We start from the raw sequence: 21,063 nt of genomic DNA on the forward strand, positions 1-21,063 counted from the left end.
TATGCGTATTCGCATGGAATGTCAGCAACCAGCCTAGCATTTGAAAGCAATCATACGATAGAGGAAGAATCAAGCACATTTTGTTGCGGAGAACCTCTAATAAATCATTTGTTACAAATTTTGGGTTTAAATCAATTGACTTTAGTGTATTTACCGCACTATTGAAAATTTCTTCTTGTGAAGCTTCTCGAATAGGTACTTTTCCATAAATTATTTTATAAGTACCTTCTATAGGTTTGGAATAGTCTGACGGGAATGTTTCTTTTGAGAAAACATCTGTCTGAATGTTTCTAAATGGTGAAATATTAATCCGACTTAACTCTTTTTCTTTTTGTATTTCCTTACAAATTTGATAGTGCAAATAACCATTATTGTCCAGTGCTCTATTATTTACGAACACTTGAAAGTCAATGTCACTACAATTTCTTATTGTCCCACCCTTATACGCGGAGCCTTGAAGTATAATACCAATTAAATCTTTTTCTAGGTGTTTGAAATAAATATAACTAGTCTTCTTAACAATCTCTTTTGCTTCCGTATTTATTCCATCAAAGTTTAAAAACAATATTATTACCTCCCCCATCAATTCGGTTTTATACCATCTATCTTAGTCCGTTTTACAAATTTAATTTAGATTATCTATTTTTTTCCAGTAAAAGCATTATATGTTCTATATACATATCTTTATCATTGTATATCCAGTCAAAAAATTCTTTTACGGTTTTTCTGCCACTTATATACGGACTTACCTTGTCTCATGCATATAATGAATCGGTTTATAAAGCTGTCTTATGTATAGAAAACTAACAATTGCAATTGTTAATAAACCAAGAAATATAACGGTCAAATGAAACCCTATCCAATCAAACAATACTCCTGTACATAATAAAGAAACCTGTTGAACAAAGCTTTCCAGCATCCTTTTCAAAGAGAAAAACCTTCCTAGATATTCGTCTGGTATTATTTCCTGGCATACCGTGTTGGATAAGGGCATGAAAATACCAACAACATAACCGAATAGAGCAAAAGAAACCACAGGAAGCCATCTCCATTCTGTTAAGAATAAGGACATTTGAGCAACACCAATGAGGAGACACGATATCAATAATAATGGGACGGAATTTTTACCTTTCGTGAGTCGACTCGCAGTTAAACCAGCAATAAAAACGGATAAACCTTCTGCTCCGTACAACAATCCTTTCATCAAGGATGAATCTTGCAATTGACTGATATTGATTACCATTAGGTTAAATCCGCCAATAAAAATAAATGGGAATACTGTTAAAATCAGAATCATCTTAATGATAGGGAGACGATTCATGACCGGTAAAATTTCATAAAATGATCGATTCCGTTTTATATTATGACCTGTTTGTTCTGATGAATGACTACTGGTTATGGAAGGTTCCTCTATACGTAAAAACAATGTAGACATTAGTAAGAGGAAATAGGCAATAATCGCGATGATAAACAAAGTAGTAACAGAAACATATACTAGCAAAACACCGGCTAGTACAGCCCCAAATATTCTTGCTAATGTGACAAGGTTAAAGTTTAGTGCATTTGCCTTTACTAAGTGTTCCGGTTGTGTAACGTTTGGTATGGAAGATTGAACAGCGGGAAAATAAAAGGCTGCTGCTCCTCCAATAAATATACTGTACATAAATACCCACATATAACTTTCTTGCCAAATTGCCATAAACATGGCACATACCGCAATAATCCGCATGATTGATACTAAAAATATAATAGTTTTTTTGGATGTTTGGTCGACCACTTTTCCAGCAAAAGGACCTATAACTATACTGAAGAAAATTCCGGAAACCAAAATTACAGATTGAAGAAAAAATGAATGAACATGTTGCTGCAAATACTCCAGCGTTCCGATCACGCCAAACCAGATACCAAATTCGGCAACAAATAACCCTCCAAGAAGAATAAGTAAATTTTGATTTTTCCACACCAGGAATCCTCTCCTAACAATTATAGTTTTATTGGATAAATGTCTGTTAAGAAAGTAATATCGTAAGAATTCAAGAATGATATAAAGCAAAGCTTGGGATTTCCTTCTTCAAATTCTTCTGTCTCTATAGTTTTTGAGCTTTCTGTAAAACCTTTTAGTTCCTCCTATACCGTTCCACTAATGATTCAACATAACTAATATGAATTGGATCGTTTATGACATCATAATAATTTGAATGAATTTGTACTCTATCCTCTTCTAAATAAAGAAAACATTTCCATCATCCGGTCTCTGACCATTAAAAGCGATACCGTCTCTTGATTCTTTCGTTTGCCATTCTTTAAACTTTACTTTTTTAACTTTGTAATTATCAAAAACTTCATGTAATTCTTCCAAAAAATCTTCATCCTTCAGAACAACTGATTGTCCTGGTCCTTGATTAACATAAGCATGAACGGAAATGAGTGGCTGCTTTTCAATATCCAGTGCCTCCGTTAGTGTTATTGCTTTATTAGAAGCCCAATAATTATACATGAAAATACATGACCCAATAATTACAAAAACTGCAAAAGCTCCATTCCTTCTTTTAGGCGGCAAAAAGCCAGATTCCTGATTTTCTAAAAATCCATAAAATAAACGGGTAACTGCTAAACTCATTAACACCAATATAAATAAAATGAAAACTTCAACATAAACATAAATATCCCATAACACGGTCAATCTCATAGAAGAAATCAAAAGAACCACAAAAAGAAATGCGCTGATGAACAGCTTCATAAAAACCACCTTTTGGTCATTTAAAAACCTTTTAATGTTAGTCTCTAATTACCTCTATATAATCCCCTTTCGCCTGTGCTGGAAAGGATTCTTCAATACCTCCATCAACCCAGACTCTTACCTTTTGTCCCTCTCTATATTGAAAAAAATTAAACTTACGAACCCAGATCGCATCTATGCCCTCAAGTTCGAGAACATCATCAAGTGAAAGATCTGCAGCCTGCTCATTAGTTATTCCATGAACAACCAATTGTCTCATAAAGCCTGCTTCAACAATATAACCCTCTATATACGGCTCTCTTTCAGGTGGTTCATTCCAGGTGAAAAATACAAATACAGCCATGATAGCTGCACCGAGTAATATCATTAACCGCTTCATCTCTTCACTCCCCCAAACACCCTGTTAGATTAGAACATAAGTAAATACATCTTATTTATGAACATAATGTCCTGCTCAGGATTTCTCCAGGTAAGCCATCGATTTCGCATACTTTTTCCGAACGGAATCCTCTATTCATTAGTATTTTTCTGGATGGAATGTTTTTAGGGTCGATGATTGCTGTTAGCCGTTTATCGCTGTTTTTTTGGCTTTCTGAATTAACAGATCTGCAATCTCGCTCCCAAATCCTTTCCCCCAATACTCAGGAAGCAGCATGTACCCGAGTTCCGAACATACTGTCCAGGCCGCCTGCTCCCCAGCGAACCGGTTCGTCTGACCAGAATTCCTCATCGTCAGGCAGTTTGTCATCCACTACTTTTCCATGCTGGTCTACTTGCTCCTTAATTGCTTCATATAATGGTTTTTTATTGATCCAGGGATATAAATTATTTTTATCAAAAAACTGAAACATCGGTTTGCACACCCTTTTTCAAGTATCTTCAAAAATAACGATTCTAAATAATGATAATATTATGTAAACATAAAATCCATTTTTTGTATAGGTTCTATAGTTGAAAGGAGATTACGTATAACATGAAAAAGCCTCTTCAGCTGAAGAGACTTTACTAAAATTTATTTAGCTGTCGGCCGGTAGCCCGCTGCACGAATGGCTAAGCCCTGATTAGAGGCTTTCTGCGCTTCCCTAGTTTAAAGAGAGGAATCATCAATAAAATATGGTTTTAACACAAATTCTAATTTTAGACTTAATTTCGAACGGAAATCACGACATTTCCCTTCTTATGGCCCTGCTCAACATACCTGTGAGCTTCAGCAATTTCCCCTAGAGTGTATGTTTTGTCTATAACAGATTTGAATCTTCCCGTTTCAATCAGCTCTTTAAGCAACAGTAAATCTTCATTTAACACTTTCGCTACTCCCTGTCCTTTAACGGAAACATAGGATCCATCTGAGGCTAATATTTTCTTGCATTTAGCTTTTGATATTTTTCCTACTGCATCAAAAATCACATCATATTGTTCTTCCAGTTCTGTAAATTCCTCTGTCCTATAGTCAATGACATGAGAGGCTCCCAGGGATTTTACCAGATCAAAATTAACTGCACTGCATACGCCTGTGACTTTTGCTCCAAAGTGTCTGGCAATCTGCACTGCAGATGTCCCAACCGAACCGGACGCCCCATAAATCAGAACTTTTTGACCCTCTTTCAGATTTGCCTTTCTTAAAAAATGAAGTGCTGTAGTCCCGCCAAATAGAACAGCGGCTGCTTCCTCATATGACAGGTTGTCAGGCATCTTCTCAACGGTACTGTCCTCAGCTAAGGAGATGTATTCAGCATGGGCGCCAAATTTCATCCCCGTCATAGCAAAAACCTTGTCTCCTTTTTTAAATCTGCGGACATCCTTTCCAACTGCTTCTACTTCACCAGCTAATTCCACACCAAGAACAGGTTTTCGTGGTTTTCTAATCCCTAGAAATAATCTCATAGGAATCCACAATAAAACTGGACTTTCAAATTTTCTGACCCTTACATCCCCTGATGTAACCGTAGTGGCATAAACCTTAATGAGTATTTCCTTGGGGTTAGGTGATGGTTTTTCAACTTCCATTAATTTTAGAACATTAGGTGACCCATATTTTGTACATACAACTGCTTTCATTCATATACACTCCCAGTAAGTTTTATTATCAACAATTAAAAATAGATTCTTGTTTATACAACGAACCAACGCCCTCTATTAGTCTTCCAATATTAAAAAGTATATTTTTTTCGTTATTAAATTTAGCTTATCTCTCAAACAGGTTATAAAGATGTCTTTTAAGGTTTCATATGGGGTGAAAGTTTTGCGTTCATATAATCCAGTGTGCGGGATTTCATGTGCGGGACGAGTGATGAATGATCAATATTATCTTTATGCAGCTTAACCTCTTTTATTTCACCCGGCTGGGTCTGAAGGAGAGAAGGCATCCTCTAAACTTTTTGCACTAAAAACTATTGTTGGTAGGTTTTCCCTAAAAATCAATACAATTACCAAAATGAAAAAAGCCTAACGTGTACACTCCAGCTTTTGAGAAGTCATTAAAAGGGAATTTCCCCTTAGTGATAACGCCCTTTTAAATGATTTCATAATTTTATGAACCAAAAATATGTAATAAAAGGTAAGTCGGTTATATCAAACAGTGGGTTTTAGTTTCGAATCAACAATGGATTCATGTCTTATAAACATTTTTTGACAAGCTCCATAAAAAATTTAACTTTAATGTTTGATTACAAGAATGTTACCTATAGTTTTATATTTAGAAAATTAATCAAATGTCACATTACCGTATACCATTGATACTACTAAAAGGAATAGAGATACCAGGGTAAAATGAGCAGATGTTTTTGACAATAGTATCACCCTTTTTTTTTACGTAACCCAATACATTTCCTCTAATATCTACTAGCTACTTCATCTACATGTTCCATCCAAGTATGTCCATGTACCTTTTAAAAACGATTATCAAAAAATCAGAAAATATATAACTATTCCCGATATTCGTTATTTTTACCTGAGGAAGACAATGAAACGCGCCTGCTTGTTCCTCTATCGTATGATGGTTTCCAAATGCCAGGCTGGTTGCTGGCATTCCAGTGAACTCGCATGTAAAAAATATAATCAGTGATTCCTATTTCCTCCAGAATGTCGTACAGTCAGCCTTATCCCTAATATTAAACTCGATAATTTTTCTTAGCAGTGAATAATCAACCGGTTGATCCCACGGGAAACGGATCAGCATCTTACTGTGATCATATCCAGCCTTCACGATTTCATCAGAAAAACGGACAATTCCAGCCCGTTCTGGGGCAACAGCCAGGTGTTTTTTCGATACACTAAAGCCGATGATAAAAGTCCCATGATCGGTAAACATAGGCTGATTCCACTTCAATTCCGGTTTTAAATTTGGAAAATGATCACGTACCCAGTTCAATACTTCTTCCGTTCTTGTTCGATGTTCAGGATGATCTATTTCCGCTATATAATCGTTAAAAACGTCCATGTGATTCCCCCCTATAATGCATTTGCAGTCATAAATATTTGCGATCCTTTTTATCATTTTACTTTCACTTACAGAAACAGTCCAGACAGAATAACTTGCGATGGCTTTCCTACCTGATGCCCTATCGTTTAATTTTCCTTTCATTCAGCCTCTTCCAGAAGAACGCCAGCTCCGGCAAATAGGTATCATTTATATCGTGAATCAGTTCATCGAATAATTTCTCCTTTGTCCCTCTAATCTTCATACAGGTTATAGGTTTTAAAACTCAGTTAAACGAGTAAAAAGAAATGGCCACAATCATATTCATTTAAATGAATAATTTCTCCATATTTTTTGTGCCAGTTGCCATTTTCCAAATCGTTCCTTAACCGATTCAGACACTCAGAAACCATCTCTTGTTGTCCCTTAGCAAGTGGCGAAGTTCCTTTCTGAAAGAATTCGTTCAAGTATAATTCTGGATTTTTCCAGCCGGCGAAGAAGAATAAATCAACTAAATCATGAGGCAAAGGAAATGGACTTATTTCTGCAGTACGACCAAACTTCTCTTCAGCCAGTCTGACTAAATCTTTGACTGGCGGGTGAATGGTATAGGCATCTTTTAATAAGGGTTCAAAATAATCCAGGAGCCAGCAATCATGTGGGCACAGTCTTGGATCTAACGTAAAAATCACTGCCTTTCCCTTCTCTTTTAATACGCTGGCCATTTCACTAAAACTGGAGGATAAGTTACGAAAATGATGAGAGGCAAGGGTACAAATAATCCCATTTACTGACTGATCTTCCAATGGGATGCTTTCAGCCACTCCCTCTTTCCAGGTCATATTCTTATGTTTCTTCCCTTGTGTTCTCATTACCTGAGAAGGCTCCAGCGCAACCACACGATAACCCATGTCCGCTAACTGATAGCTGTAATTTCCTGTACCGGCACCGATATCTAATATGGTTGCTGGAGGATTTATGCCAATTCCATGAACAAGTCTATGAGTAATACGGGAATCTGCATGCCGGGTAGAATTGTAAGTCCTTCCAATATCATTATAAAGGGTCAATCTTTCCACTCCCTTCTAATAGAGTCTGTGATTGATATTTCTTTTTAAACTTAGGAGGTACAAAATTCTTGTGCGGATGAAGGAAGATGGCAATTCCCGATGGTTTCAACGGTGGGTACTACGTACAAGGAGGATTTCTGGTTTTTCAAGGATGCCATCCAGTACCCGGGTGTATCCAACTATCCCACCTCAGGAAGGATAAAGTGGAAATATGTTTTATGTAGCAGATGCTTTCCTGGGAAAGATCATTAAACAAGATTTTCTAATGCCTTCCCTCCATAAAATTAAGCAGAAAAGTGTTCATTTTTATTTAGCGGAAATTGTCCACTTTAGTTTAGCAGTTACATCTGATGAGCATTCATGTCCAATCATCATCTATTGCGTTTGTTTTTACCCATTTATAAGGATTTAACTGCCGAAAATTACTGGATCCCGGGTTTATTCTATTCGATTTACTAGTAAATCAAAAACATAATAAAGGCCAGTACGGGGAAAAAACCCGCCAACCAACCGATAGACAGTTCATACTTTTTTGGCAAAAATTTTTTATAGAGGAAGGCAAACAACGCGATACTACCCAAAAAAACGAGTGTGTCCACTACCCAGACTTGATTTAAGGTATCTACGAATTTCATTATAAAATGGCTATACCAATACCACATCACTGCCAAAACACCATGGATGATAACGGACCAGACATGCGAATGATAGTTCATAAAAACCCCCTCTTACATTCAGTCTTTAAACTGAGAGATGCATGTATTTCCATATTACATATAAGGGCAATACACAGGTTATACAATCTGCGAGTACTCAGAATCATATAAATTCCTACTCGCGTTGCAAAAATTTCGTTCTAATACTTGATAAAAAGAATCTTACCCGTATGTTAAAAATCAAACACATTACCATATACCATGGATACGACTAACAGGAATAGAAACACCAGGTAAAATTGAAAAGGAATTTTTTTCAATGTTTTTGACAATACAATTGCCCTTTTAAATTTTTTACGCAACCCGAGCCATTTCTTTATAAACAAGATTCTTCTATTTCATTTCACACAGCCTCCTCCATAAGAACGCCAGCTCCGGCAAATAGGTATCATTTATATCGTGAATCAGTTCATCGAATAATTTCTCGTTTTTATGTAAATATAGCGGCAACTTTTTTCGGTTCTGCGCCCTGAACCAGCTGCGTTTATTCTGAACCATACCAAGCTTCTCTAATTCCATAACCGCCTCACGGGGGTCTTCAACTGGCTTTCCTTTTGCCTCTAGATAAGCAAGCATCACCTTATGGGCAAATTCCAGTGCGATTTCGAAATAATGGATGTAGCCAGCCTTTTCTAGATTACTTTCAAAAACCGTGTCTTTATGCTTGTTTAATTCCTTAAGTGCTTTTTCGTAATTCTCAAGAAACTGCTTCCAGCGAATTTCTGCATCACTGCTCATGTCAGCACTCCTTTTACGTTCTCAGATCTTCAACGGTTCATGGGCATGTTATGGATCAAAAATTTCTCCTTTTTCATGAATATTTTACCATAAACATGAACGTTTCATAGGGTGATCAAGGTGTTTTTGACCAGGCAACGCAGATTACCTTTTGTCTGGGTTTCCCCCATTCGGTTTTAATTTTCTTACTGAAAGCAAAAACGATAAGTGCAGTTAATAAATGTTAGTAGGAGTGATATTGTGGGGTGTTTAGAGGGAAAAGGGGCTATCATTACAGGCGGAACAGGCGGGATTGGAAAGATGACAGCAGAAAATTGGAGCAAAAGTTGTGCTTGTCGACCTTTTCCAGGAAAGTCTGTGAAAAATGAAAAATGAATTAAGCTCCTTACACTCATTGTTTATTTTGTTTCTATGTTCTTGGATGGAACAGAAGTAACATTTTTCGGGGCATTTCTTTCCGGGCTTTTGCTGGCCATCACGGAAATTTTTCAGCTTCGTTTTCATTCAGAGCGGAAGAACACGGAAGTCTCCAGCATAGACATTAGGCCAAAATTCTCCCGGGTTTGATTTGATCGCACAGAAAAAAGCAGATGATGGAAATCATCATCTGCCTAATAAAAATCAGGTAATTTGTCTAATCAAAGTACCCATCCCGTTCATAACCTATTAAGGAGGTGAAAGTTATAAATGGAACTGGATATGGCGAATTCGGTTTAACTCATTGTTGTGCTCATCATCCTGTTAATCAAGTAGCCTCTTTTTTAGCTATTGCATGGGGAGTGTCTCCCCATGCAATGGCAGGGTTTTACTGATAGCCATAGCCAATTGGATAGTTGTTACCGACAATAATCAGAAGTACGAAAAGCACTACCAGCAAAATAAAGCTATTGGAACCGTAGGATCCACCGCCGCCGTAACCCATGAATACCTCACTCCTTTTTCAGATTTTTTAAACTATGACTTTACCAGTAGCCATAGCCAATTGGATAGTTAGTACCGACAATAACCAGAAGCACGAAAAGCACTACCAGCAAAATAAAGCTGTCGCCTCCGTAGCCTCCTGCATAACCCATTGTCACACCCCCTTTTTATCTTTCTACTATATCCATATGATGATTGATTTTTGGAGGACAAGGCGATTATCAAATATTTCTGAAAAATGAGCGGATTACTTATACAGTTTATCTGTCTACTCAGAGAACCTATTAAGAAGGATATATGGCGGATTCGAGCCAATTGATATTGATATGCTGTTCCTCTTTGCTTATATGGGGAGTGTCTACGCATGCATGGCAGGTTGTTATTGATAGCCATAGCCAATGGCTTTACCAGTAGCCATAACCAATCGGATAGTTGTTACCCACAATAATTAGCAATACGAACAACACGACTAACAGGATAAAACTGTTACTGTTGCCTCCAAATCCTCCATAACTCATGTCAGTTCACCTCCCTTAATCTATTCTGCTATATTGATATGTTCTGTTCTATAAACGGACAAGGCACATATAGGAGATATTGACGAAATATGCGATTACCTTAAGTGAACTATCATTCTTTGATTACCAATAATGATTCATTTTCTTGAATGTAATTTCAAATCGAAATCAGAAATGACACAGTTAATACTCATTTAAAACGATTTTGGAGTAACAGTATATATTTTCCCAAAAAAAAATTTTCTGTTTGTCTCATGAATAAGACGATCAGGAAACATATTGATACCGGATGACATCACTATTCGTTTATCTGCTCAAACGACATCAAATGAGCGGTTTTTAGCGTTAGCATTTTTGCCGCATGAAGAATAACAATACATGTTTAAACATATACATACCTCGTTATAGACATATGGATGATATTTGGATTTGAATAGTTATCTGTAATAACTCCCTTGCTCTTGTCAAACATAATATACTTATACATTGGACGAAGGAGAGGGATATTTATGGGGTCGTATGTTACTCCTGGTATTGATATTAATAGCAATGAAGGGACGATTGTAACGGGGAACGCATTCTATATATCTCCAACGAATACGAGTAAGGTTGTAGCCGGATCTGGAGCTTTTAACACTGGAATATATATTTTAAATAACAACGGTGTGTCACCAATCAGTGCCGTTGATCCTGATGTTGTAGATTCCATTGTCAGGGAAAACGTTTAGGTTTTTCTATAGTTTTATTTATCAATTCGTTTTCGTTTAGAAGAGTAGGCAGGGCTCTTTGCAAGGAAGATGATTGTTTATTTACATCAGACATAATACAGGATCATCTCATACCGGATGGAGATGATCCCTCTATGTTTAAAATGTTTGCTTGAACCATTCGGAAGCGTCACGTACTTCCATCTCGGTAAGCTGGTGGCCATTATGATACCAGTTTGTGGACACCGTCGCTTGAGCAGATTCTAACCGCTTTGCCAGCTCCTCTGATTCTTTCGGTGCGCAGATGGGGTCATTTTTGCCGGCCCCAATGAAAACGAACACCCCTGATAAATCAGGCAGATCTATTCCCCTTCTAGGAACCATCGGGTGAAAGAGTACCGCTCCCTTTAAAGCTTTTTCATAGTGGAACAATAAACTTGCCGCCATGTTCGCTCCATTTGAATATCCGACAGCGACTACATTGTTTCGATCAAACCCATACTGGTCAGCGGCTTCGTTGAGAAAACCATGAAGTTCATTCGTTCGAAAAAGGAGATCCTCCTCATCAAACACCCCTTCCCTGATGCGCCGAAAAAAGCGGGGCATTCCGTTTTCCAGAACATTTCCCCTGACGCCCAACAGGGAAGAACCTTCTGAAATGAATCGTCCAACCGCAAGAAGATCTTCTTCCGTCCCTCCTGTTCCGTGAAGAAGGAGCAAAGTCGGTGCTTCTGGATGACTCCCTTGCTGAAAGATATGTTTCATGATCATCACCTCCATGATTGTTGGTTATCTTCTGGTTTCTGAGTTTTGCTTCGGTCAATCCGTTTGGCATCCGGCTATACCAGTCTGTCATTTGGAGAAATTTTCGAACGAAAAAGGAAAAACGTTTTATATTTATTATAACTAGATGTATCAAATCGTTCCCATCCGGGTCAAGGAAAAAGGGTTATATATCTGGATTGAATTGTTTCATGAATCAGTATATGATTGTAAAAAAAGTACTTGAGACAGAGAGAGGTATGGAAATGACGAGAAAAGGATTAGAAAAAGCAACTTTCGCAGGTGGGTGTTTCTGGTGCATGGTGAAACCCTTTGATCAGTGGGACGGCATTCATGGAGTCGTATCAGGCTATACCGGAGGACATGTGGAACATCCTACATACGATCAGGTAAAAACGGGAACAACCGGGCACTATGAAGCGGTTCAGATTACATATGATCCTGAAGTATTCTCCTACGAAGAGCTGCTGGATATTTACTGGCGCCAGATCGATCCTACTGATGATGAAGGTCAATTTCATGACAGAGGTCCCCAGTACCGGACAGCGATTTTTTACCATACCGAAGAACAACAAGAAAAAGCGGAACTGTCGAAACAACAATTGGAGGCAAGCGGAAAGTTTCAACAGCCGATTGTGACGAAAATTTTGCCGGCCTCCACATTTTATCCGGCAGAAGATTACCATCAGAAGTTTTATCAAAAAGAACCGGAAAAATATAAAAAAGACCGGGAAAAGTCCGGGCGCGACGAATTTATTGAACAACACTGGATGTGAAGAAAGTGATTTTTTTAAGGAGGTGTTGCCGTGTGAAGCGCATGATATTGACCATTGTACTCACGACATTGCTTCTTGCCGGTTGCAATACGATCGGTCACGGATCAAAATGGGATAATATTCAGGAAGACATCTATGAACAAAAAGTGATTGTGCTTGATTCTGTCGAAGATCCCCTCCCTGAGGAGGCAAAGGACCTTAATTATATGGAAAACACATCGGAACCACGGCATTTACCTAATGTCAATCTCAGTGACCCTGTTGTCATTACGAAAATGCCTGTGACTCAACAGCCGTAGCCTTTTCTCTCGTAGGCGAGGCAATAACGGCATATGTAACGAATGCAAGATTACCGCCTATTTTTCGATGGATATGTACCCATGATTTCTCCTTCGTCATATACTTTATTGACAACGAAATGAAGGAGCAATTGAAATGGAAAAACAGAAAACCCTTGCCTGGCATGAAACGTTAGAGATTCATGAACTTACTGCATTTAAATCCGTTGGCTTAATGAAATTAAAACAGGGAATCAAGCATATTACTGATCACCGTCTGCGCTCGATTTACCAGCGAAAAATAAACGTGCTGGAATCAGGCCTTAGAGAATTACTGGAATTATATCCAGCTACTCCGAAGCCTGGTGACTCAAGTGAATATCGGGTGGATCAGGCTTTTAATGCAGGAGATCTCCTTGCGTTTTCAAAGGCGGAAGTGAGAAATACGGCAATTGCTTTGACGGAAACCGCTACCCCCTATTTGCGCGAAATGCTGACCAGACATTTAAACGACGCTATTAAGGGACATGGAGAAATATTCCGTTACATGTATGATCATGGGTTATACCCATCTTATCATTTACGGGAGCTTTTACAGAATGACGTACAGCTCGCCCAAAAAGCATTATCCATGTAAGGTAACTCGGGATGTTAATAAGATCGGAGCTGTTTCAGAATTGTTGAACAGCTCCTTTTGATTTGCTCAGGAGATGTCCATATTCAGTTATTGCGGATCTTTTGGGTACATACCATACCCTGACAAGAATAGATCCATACATGATCATGATGAAAGCTTCATATACCTGTTCATCACTAGCTTTTTCACGGACAAACTTTTTGGAACATAGGTAAAAAATGTCCGTCATCGTTGCTATGAGGGACAAATACCATTACAAATTTTCTTATAATGTCCCTCATCGATGTCATGAAAGACATAACACTACACAATAAATACAGAAATGTCCGTCATCAATCTAATGACGGACAAACCAAGTTATAACTGACATGAAGTGGTCGGTCATCCATTCCTCTTTCCATATCGTTCAGTTTGTTCCCTTTTCAGTCCCTAATCATTGTAGTCAGTCGGCTTTAATAATTCCTTCATCTTCCCTGTTCCTGGTATGGTTTGAACATACTGAAATAGGGACGATCCCATCATGCATGATTGTCATGAGATCGTCCCTATACTTATATTTCCCAATGTCTGGAGTAACATGGAAAACATTAAGGCAGGACTGTTGAACCCATCAGATAGCGATCTACTTCTCTTGCTGCCTCTCTCCCTTCATGAATGGCCCAGACAATTAAGCTCTGCCCCCTGCGGGCATCTCCTGCGGCAAAAACACCTTCTACACTAGTTGTATACGTTCCATAAGGAGCATGTATTTTATTGTTTTTTGTCTCCACTCCAAAGGCTTCTAATACGGGATGTTCTGCTCCTTCAAATCCAATGGCGATAAATACATAATCAACCGGCCATACTTTTTCGGTTCCCGGCAATTCGTGAAAGACAGCTTTGCCGCTTGCATCAATCGTTTTTTCCATTCGGATTGTGTGAAGCTCCTTGACACGCCCCTGTTCATCCCCGACGATTTTCTTTGTCTGGATGCAGTATTCCCGAATATCTTTTCCGTATTTCGCAGCTGCTTCTTCATAAGCATAATCGAGGGTAAATACGAGTGGGTACTGCGGCCATGGATTATTTTCTGTCCTGTGATCCGGTAATTGAGGGTGTTTGCCGAACTGAACTACACTTTTGCATTTCTGGCGAAGGGCTGTGGCGACACAGTCTGCACCAGTATCACCGCCGCCGATTACAATGACATGTTTCCCCTCGGTGTCAATGTAATCACTGTCTTCAAAACCGGAGTTCAGTAAGCTTTTGGTTGTACCAGTTAGATAGTCCATTGCATCATGTACGCCTTTGAGTTCCCGTCCTTCAATATTTAAATCCCTGTGTTTCTGGGCACCCGTACAGAGTACAACGGCATCATATACTTCCTGAAGTTGTTCGGCAGCTACATCTTTGCCTACTTCGGTATTGGTAACAAATTCGATCCCTTCTTCCTCTAGTAGCTGGATTCTCCTATCCACAACGTCTTTTTCCAGTTTCATATTCGGAATGCCATACATTAAAAGCCCACCTGGACGGTCATCCCGTTCATATACGGTAATCGAATGTCCGGCTTGATTTAACTGATCGGCACAGGCAAGGCCGGCCGGACCGCTTCCGACAATCGCCACTTTTTTACCTGTTCGCCGTTCTGGAATACGAGGTTTGATCCACCCTTCTTCAAATCCTTTATCAATGATGGCCCGTTCAATTCCCTTAATCGCAACAGCTGGTTCAGAAATGGCGACTGTACACGAACCTTCACAAGGAGCTGGACATACTCTGCCTGTAAACTCCGGGAAATTGTTCGTTAATAAAAGCCGGTCGAGCGCTTCTTTCCAGCGCCCTTTGTACACGAGATCATTCCATTCAGGAATCAAGTTGTTGATCGGACATCCTGATGTTAAGCCGTTTAATTCTAATCCCATATGACAAAATGGGGTCCCGCAGTCCATGCAGCGGGCTCCCTGTATCTTCAGTGTGTCCTCAGAAAAGCGCTGACTGTATTCTTTCCAGTCATCAAGACGAGACAGAGGATGTCGTTTCTGTTCTTCTTCACGGGTATAATCCATAAATCCTGTCTTTTTTCCCATATACTCCCCCTCCCTTCCTTAATTGGCCACAGGTTCTTCAACCCTGGCAGGATCTTCTGTGTTTTCTTCAGGTTGTTTGAAGCTTGCTTCATAAGCAGCTAAAGCAGCTTCGTCATCGGATAGACCCATTTGTTTCATCTGCCCGATCGTTTCAATCATTTGCTTGTAGTTTTTCGGGATCACTTTCACAGCATGCTGGACATGGTGATTCCAGTTGGCCAGTATGCTGGCAGCTTTCTCACTTCCGGTATAACGAAAATGTTGTTGAACCATTTGTTTGACTTCTTGAATTTCACCCTGTTCTTCCAGTTTTTCCAAACGAATCATATCTGGATTGCACAGATTTTTAAACTGTTCCCTGTCATTTGTAAACACATAGGCAATTCCTCCGGACATGCCCGCAGCAAAATTTTTGCCAACAGAACCGAGAATGACGACGCGTCCACCTGTCATATATTCGCAGCCATGATCACCTACACCTTCTACTACTGCTTTCACACCGCTGTTTCGGACGCAAAATCTTTCTCCAGCGATTCCCTGAATATAGGCTTCTCCTGAGGTTGCACCATAAAAAGCTACATTTCCGATAATGACATGATTTTCAGGCTTAAAGGTTGCCTTTTCCGGAGCTTTGACAATGATTTTTCCTCCGGATAACCCTTTTCCGACATAGTCATTGGCATCACCGGTTAGCTGTAAAGTCATACCTTTCGGGACATATGCCCCAAAACTCTGGCCGGCGGAACCGGCAAAATGAAGGTGAATGGTATCTTCGGGCAGACCTTCTTCCCCATATCGTTTCGTTACTTCACTTCCGGAAACCGTTCCGACGACGCGGTGAGTATTATGAATTTTAAAATAGCCTGTAACAGGTATTTTCTTTTCAAGAGCAGGACGGATCGCCGGGAGAATATGCTTCACATCAAGACTTTCTTCAATCTTATGATTCTGAGGGTTCTGAAATGTACGTATTCCCTCAGGCTGATATAGCAGTCTGGATAAATCGAGATATTTTGCCTTCCAGTGATTTGTTGCACGTTCACTGACTTCGAGAAGATCAGTACGGCCCACCATTTCATCAAGCGTTCTGAAACCGAGTTCAGCCATTATTTCCCGGACTTCTTGAGCAATAAACATCATGTAGTTTACGATATGATCCGGATGGCCCATAAATTTTTTGCGAAGTTCAGGATCCTGAGTCGCAATGCCAACCGGGCACGTATCCAGATGACAGGCTCTCATCATAACACATCCTAAAACCACAAGTGGCGCGGTGGCAAAGGCGAATTCTTCCGCTCCCAGCAGGGCGGCCATGACCACATCTTTCCCTGTCATCAGTTTTCCGTCGGTTTCAAGGATGACCCGATCCCGGAGTCCATTCAGCATCAGGGTCTGATGGGTCTCGGCAAGACCGAGCTCCCATGGCAGGCCTGCGTGTTTAATGCTTGTTTTCGGAGACGCACCAGTACCCCCATCATATCCGCTGATGACAATGACATCGGCATTTCCTTTCGCCACTCCGGCAGCAATCGTGCCGACGCCTGATCTGGAAACAAGCTTTACACTGATGCGGGCATTCTGGTTGGCATTTTTTAAGTCATGGATTAATTGCGCCAGATCTTCAATGGAATATATATCGTGATGCGGTGGCGGTGAAATCAGTTCCACACCTGGCGTCGATCCCCGGACCTTAGCCACCCATGGATAGACTTTTTTTCCGGGAAGCTGGCCGCCTTCACCTGGTTTTGCTCCCTGAGCCATTTTAATCTGAAGTTCATCAGCGTTCACCAGATAATGGCTATTGACCCCAAAACGTCCAGAGGCAATCTGTTTAATGGCACTTCTTCTTAAATCGCCATTTTTATCAGGGGTATAGCGTTTCGGGTCTTCCCCGCCTTCACCGCTGTTGCTTTTTCCACCGAGCCGGTTCATGGCGATTGCCAGAGCCTCATGGGCTTCCTGGCTTAAGGCTCCAAAGGACATGGCACCGGTTTTAAAGCGCCGGACAATAGACTCAGCGGATTCTACTTCCTCTATGGGCACTGGATTCCGCATTTTAAAGTCAAAAAGATTTCTCAAAAATGTGACTCTTTCTTCGTTTGCTAATTTTGAGAATTCTTTGTACAGACGATAATCATTTTTTCGGCAGGAAAGCTGGAGGGTATGAATGGTCTTCGGATTCAGAGCATGGTGTTCCCCATTTTTCCTCCATTGCAGTTCGCTCCCTGTATCCAGGATTTTTAAGCTGTTCTGATCTTTAAATGCCTTTTCGTGGCGAAGTTTTGCTTCTTTTTCAATCACATCAAGGGTAATTCCACCGAGCTGTGATGGCGTGCCTGTGAAATATTTTTCAATAACTTCTTCGCCAATTCCGAGGGCTTCAAAAATTTGGGCTCCCCGGTAACTCTGGATCGTGGAAATGCCCATTTTCGACATGACCTTAACGACACCATCTGTGGTCACTCTTAAATATTTTTCAACGGCTTCTTCCCCGTTGACAGAGAGGGTTCCGTCTTCAGCAAGCTGTTCGATGGTTTCTAGCGTGAGGTACGGATTGACCGCATCCACACCATAGCCGATTAGTGCTGCAAAATGATGTACTTCTCTCACTTCGCCTGTCTCCATGATGATGCTGGCCATTGTTCGGGTGCCCTGACGGACAAGATGCTGATGGAGTGCACTTCCGGCAAGTAATGATGGGATAGCGATATGGTCTTCATCTACACCCCGGTCAGACAAAATGAGTATCGAAGCTCCGTTTTGAATGGCTTCATCGGCCTGTTGAAATAGATCGTTCAGGGCTTTTTCCATATTTTCCGAAAAAACAATAGGAATTCTGGTGCATGTAAAATCAGCATATGGGTTATGTTCAATAGCAGCCAGACGTTCATTTGATATAAAAGGACTTTCCAGACGAATGCGTCGGGCATTGGTCGGGTTTGGATCAAGGATATTTCCTTCTCTTCCTAGTAACGTCATCGTTGACGTAACAAGCTTTTCCCTGATGGCATCAATGGGCGGGTTCGTGACCTGCGCAAAGATCTGCTTGAAATAATTAAACAAACTTTGCGGGCGATCGGATAAGACAGCCAGTGGTACATCATTCCCCATAGAGCCAATCGGATCTTTCCCTTCTTCAATCATGGCCACGATCGTTTTAGTTAAATCTTCATAAGTGTATCCAAACGCTTTTTGGAGCGTAATCAGGTCTTCTGTTCTGGCTGTTGTGCAAGATTTTGGAAGTTCTGATTGAGGTATCAATTGTTCGGAAACCCATTTTCCATATGGTTTTTCTCCGGACATTTCCTGTTTGATTTCTTCATCAGAAACGATCCGTCCCTCTTCCATATCCAGAAGCAGCATTTTACCCGGGCTCAGCCGATCTTTCAAGAGCACATTTTCCGGTTCGATATCAATAACGCCTACTTCTGATGAAAAGATGAGATAGTCATCTTTGGTTACGTAATATCTGGCCGGACGCAACCCGTTTCTGTCTAAAATGGCTCCGATTTGCCTGCCGTCAGTAAACGAAATGGCTGTTGGCCCATCCCATGGTTCCATCAAACAGCTATGGTATTCATAAAATGATTGTTTCTTTTCATCCATTTCTGTTTCGTTCCATGGCTCTGGAATAAGCATCATGGCCACGTGTGCCGGTTTTCTTCCGGCAAGAACAAAAAATTCAAAGGCATTGTCCAGTATAGAAGAGTCACTGCCATTGAGGTCAAGAATGGGCTTAACCTTCTCAAGGTCTTCGCCAAAGGCAACGGACTCAAACTGCTTTTCCCTGGCCCTCATCCAGTTCACATTTCCACGGAGGGTATTAATTTCTCCGTTGTGTACTAAATAACGGTTCGGATGTGCCCGTTCCCAGCTGGGGAACGTATTGGTACTGAAACGATTATGCACAAGGGCAAATGCAGACCTAAACCGTTCATCCTGTAAATCGAGAAAGAATGGTTTTAGTTGCTCAGGTGTTAACAAACCTTTGTAAACAATGGTGCGGCTGGATAAACTGGCAAAATAGACCGCGCGTTCGTGTTTAAACTGATTTTCCAGCTGTTTCCGGATGACATATAACTTCCGTTCAAAATCGATTTCACTTAAAATTTTCTTACTCCTGCCAATAAACACCTGGCGGATGCACGGTCGGGTTTTCTGCGCAAGCTTACCGGCTGCTTCAGGCTGAACCGGAACGGTACGCCAGCCAAGGAGTTTTTGTCCTTCCTTTTCAATTGTTCGGACGATTTCGTTTTCGATGGATTGGCGTTTCACTTTATCTTGAGGAAGAAAAATCATTCCTACACCGTAATTTCCTGGAGAAGGAAGTTCTATATCCTTTAACGTATACTGGAAATAGCTGTGGGGAATTTGCAGCATAATCCCTGATCCGTCACCGGTCTGATCATCGCTTCCCTGTCCCCCGCGGTGTTCCATTTTGCACAGCATGCTGAGTGCTTTTTGGACCACCTCATGGGAAGCTTTTCCTTTTAAATGTGCATATAAACCGATTCCGCAGGCATCATGTTCAAATTCCGGACGATAGAGGTTCCGGGGCTTCAGAGTGTGGTTATCAGTCATTAACATATCCCCCCTCTTTTTAAATTTATCGCGTTAAAGACTGTACTTATCATTTTAGATTCAAAAATTGATATAAACAATATATAATTTATATTAAACCATTCTCATTTTGAGATTAATTGATTCGTAGGGGGGATCTGAATGGAACTTCGTCAGCTAGAATACTTTGTTGAGGTGGCCAAAAGGGAACATGTATCAGAAGCAGCGAAGGATTTGCATGTCGCTCAGTCAGCAATCAGCCGGCAAATTGCAAATTTAGAAGCGGAATTAGGGGTGGAACTGTTCATTCGAGAAGGTAGAAATGTCAAGTTAACTCCTATTGGAAAACATTTTTTGACCCATGTGGAGACAGCACTTAAAGCCATTGATTATGCCAGGCAGCAAGTCGAAGAATATTTGGACCCTGAACGGGGAACCATCAAAATCGGATTTCCAACCAGTCTTGCCAGCCATACGCTTCCCTCGGTCATATCCGCCTTTAAAACCCTTCACCCCAATGTGTCCTTTCATTTGCGTCAGGGAACCTATCGTTTTTTAATAGAATCCATTAAAAATCGGACCCTTGATCTGGCATTTATCGGTCCGGTTCCGACTGACGAGCCCGACTTAAAAGGGGATATTCTGTTCACAGAATCCTTTATGGCACTTTTGTCAGCTGATCACAGACTCGCCGAAAAAACCAGCATTGATTTGCATGAATTAAGAAACGAATCGTTTGTCATGTTTCCAGAAGGATATATTTTACGGACGATCGCTATGGATGCATGCAAACAGGCGGGGTTTCGGCCCAATGTTACTTCTGTAGGGGAAGATCTGGACGTGATTAAAGGACTGGTTTCAGCTGAAATTGGTGTCACTTTGCTGCCGGAAAATGCTTTGCATGAAACGTTGCCGGGAAATACGATAAAGCTTCCCATCCATATTCCTCAGGTTAAACGGAATGTGGGAATTATCGTTTTAAAAAATCGGGATCTGGCTCCATCTGTTAAGTTGTTTCACCAATTTGCAAAAGACTTCTTCTCCGTCCTGGAACGCTACCAGTAACAACGAATCGTTTAATTTAAAACTTGAGGACATTGAACGGGGATGTTCCTTTTGTTTTCATTATTAA

General features: G+C 40.4%; 21 protein-coding genes and 1 pseudogene. 5 read left to right on the top strand and 17 right to left on the bottom strand.

Annotation, left to right across the window (positions count from 1 at the left end):
* The 14 genes and pseudogenes from EDD68_RS03635 to EDD68_RS03695 form a co-directional block, all read right to left on the bottom strand.
* On the bottom strand, positions 1 to 565 hold a 565-nt coding region (locus tag EDD68_RS03635), incomplete at its 3' end, for a hypothetical protein (protein ID WP_132370888.1).
* 180 nt (positions 566 to 745) lie between these two features.
* Entirely contained in the window at positions 746 to 1,963 is a 1,218-nt protein-coding gene (locus EDD68_RS03640) for an MFS transporter (protein WP_165902049.1), read from the bottom strand.
* A 258-nt stretch (positions 1,964 to 2,221) separates the two neighbouring features.
* Positions 2,222 to 2,740, bottom strand: a complete 519-nt coding sequence (locus EDD68_RS03645) for a hypothetical protein (RefSeq protein WP_132370890.1) — start codon at positions 2,738 to 2,740, stop codon at positions 2,222 to 2,224.
* A 37-nt stretch (positions 2,741 to 2,777) separates the two neighbouring features.
* On the bottom strand, positions 2,778 to 3,119 hold the full coding sequence (locus EDD68_RS03650) for a YobA family protein (RefSeq protein WP_132370891.1): 342 nt from the start codon (positions 3,117 to 3,119) through the stop codon (positions 2,778 to 2,780).
* A 55-nt stretch (positions 3,120 to 3,174) separates the two neighbouring features.
* Positions 3,175 to 3,410: pseudogene (locus tag EDD68_RS03655) on the bottom strand (GNAT family N-acetyltransferase); the annotation flags it as partial.
* Positions 3,382 to 3,591, bottom strand: a complete 210-nt coding sequence (locus EDD68_RS15500) for a hypothetical protein (protein WP_243646745.1) — start codon at positions 3,589 to 3,591, stop codon at positions 3,382 to 3,384. The pseudogene EDD68_RS03655 and the gene EDD68_RS15500, both read right to left, overlap by 29 nt.
* Positions 3,592 to 3,883: 292 nt before the next feature.
* Positions 3,884 to 4,798 (bottom strand): NAD(P)-dependent alcohol dehydrogenase, encoded by a 915-nt coding sequence (locus EDD68_RS03660; protein ID WP_132370892.1) that lies wholly within the window; start codon positions 4,796 to 4,798, stop codon positions 3,884 to 3,886.
* A gap of 1,009 nt (positions 4,799 to 5,807) precedes the next feature.
* Positions 5,808 to 6,179 carry an iron chaperone gene (locus EDD68_RS03665; RefSeq protein WP_132370893.1) on the bottom strand — a complete coding sequence of 124 codons (372 nt, stop codon included), beginning with the start codon at positions 6,177 to 6,179 and terminating at the stop codon, positions 5,808 to 5,810.
* Between the two features lie 269 nt (positions 6,180 to 6,448).
* A complete protein-coding gene (locus EDD68_RS03670; protein WP_165902050.1) occupies positions 6,449 to 7,228 on the bottom strand; it encodes a class I SAM-dependent methyltransferase in 780 nt (259 codons plus the stop codon).
* A 455-nt stretch (positions 7,229 to 7,683) separates the two neighbouring features.
* Positions 7,684 to 7,944, bottom strand: a complete 261-nt coding sequence (locus EDD68_RS03675; protein WP_132370895.1) for a hypothetical protein — start codon at positions 7,942 to 7,944, stop codon at positions 7,684 to 7,686.
* A 333-nt stretch (positions 7,945 to 8,277) separates the two neighbouring features.
* Complete coding sequence (locus tag EDD68_RS03680) at positions 8,278 to 8,682, bottom strand: nucleotidyltransferase substrate binding protein (protein ID WP_132370896.1); 405 nt, start codon at positions 8,680 to 8,682, stop codon at positions 8,278 to 8,280.
* An 805-nt stretch (positions 8,683 to 9,487) separates the two neighbouring features.
* Positions 9,488 to 9,604 carry a YjcZ family sporulation protein gene (locus EDD68_RS03685; protein ID WP_132370897.1) on the bottom strand — a complete coding sequence of 39 codons (117 nt, stop codon included), beginning with the start codon at positions 9,602 to 9,604 and terminating at the stop codon, positions 9,488 to 9,490.
* Between the two features lie 40 nt (positions 9,605 to 9,644).
* Positions 9,645 to 9,755, bottom strand: a complete 111-nt coding sequence (locus EDD68_RS03690) for a YjcZ family sporulation protein (RefSeq protein ID WP_132370898.1) — start codon at positions 9,753 to 9,755, stop codon at positions 9,645 to 9,647.
* Between the two features lie 252 nt (positions 9,756 to 10,007).
* Positions 10,008 to 10,121, bottom strand: coding sequence for a YjcZ family sporulation protein (locus tag EDD68_RS03695; protein ID WP_132370899.1), 114 nt, complete (start codon positions 10,119 to 10,121; stop codon positions 10,008 to 10,010).
* A gap of 509 nt (positions 10,122 to 10,630) precedes the next feature.
* Between EDD68_RS03695 and EDD68_RS03700 the strand changes: the two genes are divergently transcribed.
* On the top strand, positions 10,631 to 10,849 hold the full coding sequence (locus EDD68_RS03700) for a spore germination protein (protein WP_132370900.1): 219 nt from the start codon (positions 10,631 to 10,633) through the stop codon (positions 10,847 to 10,849).
* A gap of 138 nt (positions 10,850 to 10,987) precedes the next feature.
* On the opposite strand, the gene EDD68_RS03705 is transcribed toward EDD68_RS03700, so the two are convergent.
* The gene (locus tag EDD68_RS03705) at positions 10,988 to 11,593 is read right to left on the bottom strand and encodes an alpha/beta hydrolase (RefSeq protein ID WP_132370901.1); all 606 of its coding nucleotides are present in this window, start codon (positions 11,591 to 11,593) and stop codon (positions 10,988 to 10,990) included.
* A 263-nt stretch (positions 11,594 to 11,856) separates the two neighbouring features.
* Between EDD68_RS03705 and msrA the strand changes: the two genes are divergently transcribed.
* From msrA to EDD68_RS03720, 3 genes are all read left to right on the top strand, one after another.
* Positions 11,857 to 12,387 carry a peptide-methionine (S)-S-oxide reductase MsrA gene (msrA, locus tag EDD68_RS03710; protein WP_132371094.1) on the top strand — a complete coding sequence of 177 codons (531 nt, stop codon included), beginning with the start codon at positions 11,857 to 11,859 and terminating at the stop codon, positions 12,385 to 12,387.
* A 32-nt stretch (positions 12,388 to 12,419) separates the two neighbouring features.
* Positions 12,420 to 12,686 (top strand): hypothetical protein, encoded by a 267-nt coding sequence (locus tag EDD68_RS03715; RefSeq protein ID WP_132370902.1) that lies wholly within the window; start codon positions 12,420 to 12,422, stop codon positions 12,684 to 12,686.
* A gap of 136 nt (positions 12,687 to 12,822) precedes the next feature.
* Complete coding sequence (locus tag EDD68_RS03720; RefSeq protein ID WP_132370903.1) at positions 12,823 to 13,302, top strand: spore coat protein; 480 nt, start codon at positions 12,823 to 12,825, stop codon at positions 13,300 to 13,302.
* Positions 13,303 to 13,889: 587 nt separating this feature from the next.
* Here EDD68_RS03720 and EDD68_RS03725 read toward each other — a convergent pair.
* Positions 13,890 to 15,371 carry a glutamate synthase subunit beta gene (locus EDD68_RS03725; protein WP_132370904.1) on the bottom strand — a complete coding sequence of 494 codons (1,482 nt, stop codon included), beginning with the start codon at positions 15,369 to 15,371 and terminating at the stop codon, positions 13,890 to 13,892.
* Positions 15,372 to 15,389: 18 nt separating this feature from the next.
* The gene (gltB, locus tag EDD68_RS03730) at positions 15,390 to 19,952 is read right to left on the bottom strand and encodes a glutamate synthase large subunit (RefSeq protein ID WP_132370905.1); all 4,563 of its coding nucleotides are present in this window, start codon (positions 19,950 to 19,952) and stop codon (positions 15,390 to 15,392) included.
* 141 nt (positions 19,953 to 20,093) lie between these two features.
* Between gltB and gltC the strand changes: the two genes are divergently transcribed.
* Positions 20,094 to 20,996 (top strand): glutamate biosynthesis transcriptional regulator GltC, encoded by a 903-nt coding sequence (gltC, locus tag EDD68_RS03735; protein WP_132370906.1) that lies wholly within the window; start codon positions 20,094 to 20,096, stop codon positions 20,994 to 20,996.
* Positions 20,997 to 21,063 lie beyond the last annotated feature (67 nt).

This window comes from Melghiribacillus thermohalophilus, from assembly GCF_004342905.1.
Taxonomy (GTDB): domain Bacteria; phylum Bacillota; class Bacilli; order Bacillales; family Alkalibacillaceae; genus Melghiribacillus; species Melghiribacillus thermohalophilus.

What these genes read in the sequence shown, in the direction of transcription:
- EDD68_RS03645 (WP_132370890.1), bottom strand. Translation starts at nt 2,740, where the DNA reads ATGAAGCTGTTCATCAGCGCATTTCTTTTTGTGGTTCTTTTGATTTCT.
- EDD68_RS03650 (WP_132370891.1), bottom strand. Translation starts at nt 3,119, where the DNA reads ATGAAGCGGTTAATGATATTACTCGGTGCAGCTATCATGGCTGTATTT.
- EDD68_RS15500 (WP_243646745.1), bottom strand. Translation starts at nt 3,591, where the DNA reads ATGTTTCAGTTTTTTGATAAAAATAATTTATATCCCTGGATCAATAAA.
- EDD68_RS03660 (WP_132370892.1), bottom strand. Translation starts at nt 4,798, where the DNA reads ATGAAAGCAGTTGTATGTACAAAATATGGGTCACCTAATGTTCTAAAA.
- EDD68_RS03665 (WP_132370893.1), bottom strand. Translation starts at nt 6,179, where the DNA reads ATGGACGTTTTTAACGATTATATAGCGGAAATAGATCATCCTGAACAT.
- EDD68_RS03675 (WP_132370895.1), bottom strand. Translation starts at nt 7,944, where the DNA reads ATGAACTATCATTCGCATGTCTGGTCCGTTATCATCCATGGTGTTTTG.
- EDD68_RS03680 (WP_132370896.1), bottom strand. Translation starts at nt 8,682, where the DNA reads ATGAGCAGTGATGCAGAAATTCGCTGGAAGCAGTTTCTTGAGAATTAC.
- EDD68_RS03685 (WP_132370897.1), bottom strand. Translation starts at nt 9,604, where the DNA reads ATGGGTTACGGCGGCGGTGGATCCTACGGTTCCAATAGCTTTATTTTG.
- EDD68_RS03690 (WP_132370898.1), bottom strand. Translation starts at nt 9,755, where the DNA reads ATGGGTTATGCAGGAGGCTACGGAGGCGACAGCTTTATTTTGCTGGTA.
- EDD68_RS03695 (WP_132370899.1), bottom strand. Translation starts at nt 10,121, where the DNA reads ATGAGTTATGGAGGATTTGGAGGCAACAGTAACAGTTTTATCCTGTTA.
- EDD68_RS03700 (WP_132370900.1), top strand. Translation starts at nt 10,631, where the DNA reads ATGGGGTCGTATGTTACTCCTGGTATTGATATTAATAGCAATGAAGGG.
- EDD68_RS03705 (WP_132370901.1), bottom strand. Translation starts at nt 11,593, where the DNA reads ATGAAACATATCTTTCAGCAAGGGAGTCATCCAGAAGCACCGACTTTG.
- msrA (WP_132371094.1), top strand. Translation starts at nt 11,857, where the DNA reads ATGACGAGAAAAGGATTAGAAAAAGCAACTTTCGCAGGTGGGTGTTTC.
- EDD68_RS03720 (WP_132370903.1), top strand. Translation starts at nt 12,823, where the DNA reads ATGGAAAAACAGAAAACCCTTGCCTGGCATGAAACGTTAGAGATTCAT.
- EDD68_RS03725 (WP_132370904.1), bottom strand. Translation starts at nt 15,371, where the DNA reads ATGGGAAAAAAGACAGGATTTATGGATTATACCCGTGAAGAAGAACAG.
- gltB (WP_132370905.1), bottom strand. Translation starts at nt 19,952, where the DNA reads ATGACTGATAACCACACTCTGAAGCCCCGGAACCTCTATCGTCCGGAA.
- gltC (WP_132370906.1), top strand. Translation starts at nt 20,094, where the DNA reads ATGGAACTTCGTCAGCTAGAATACTTTGTTGAGGTGGCCAAAAGGGAA.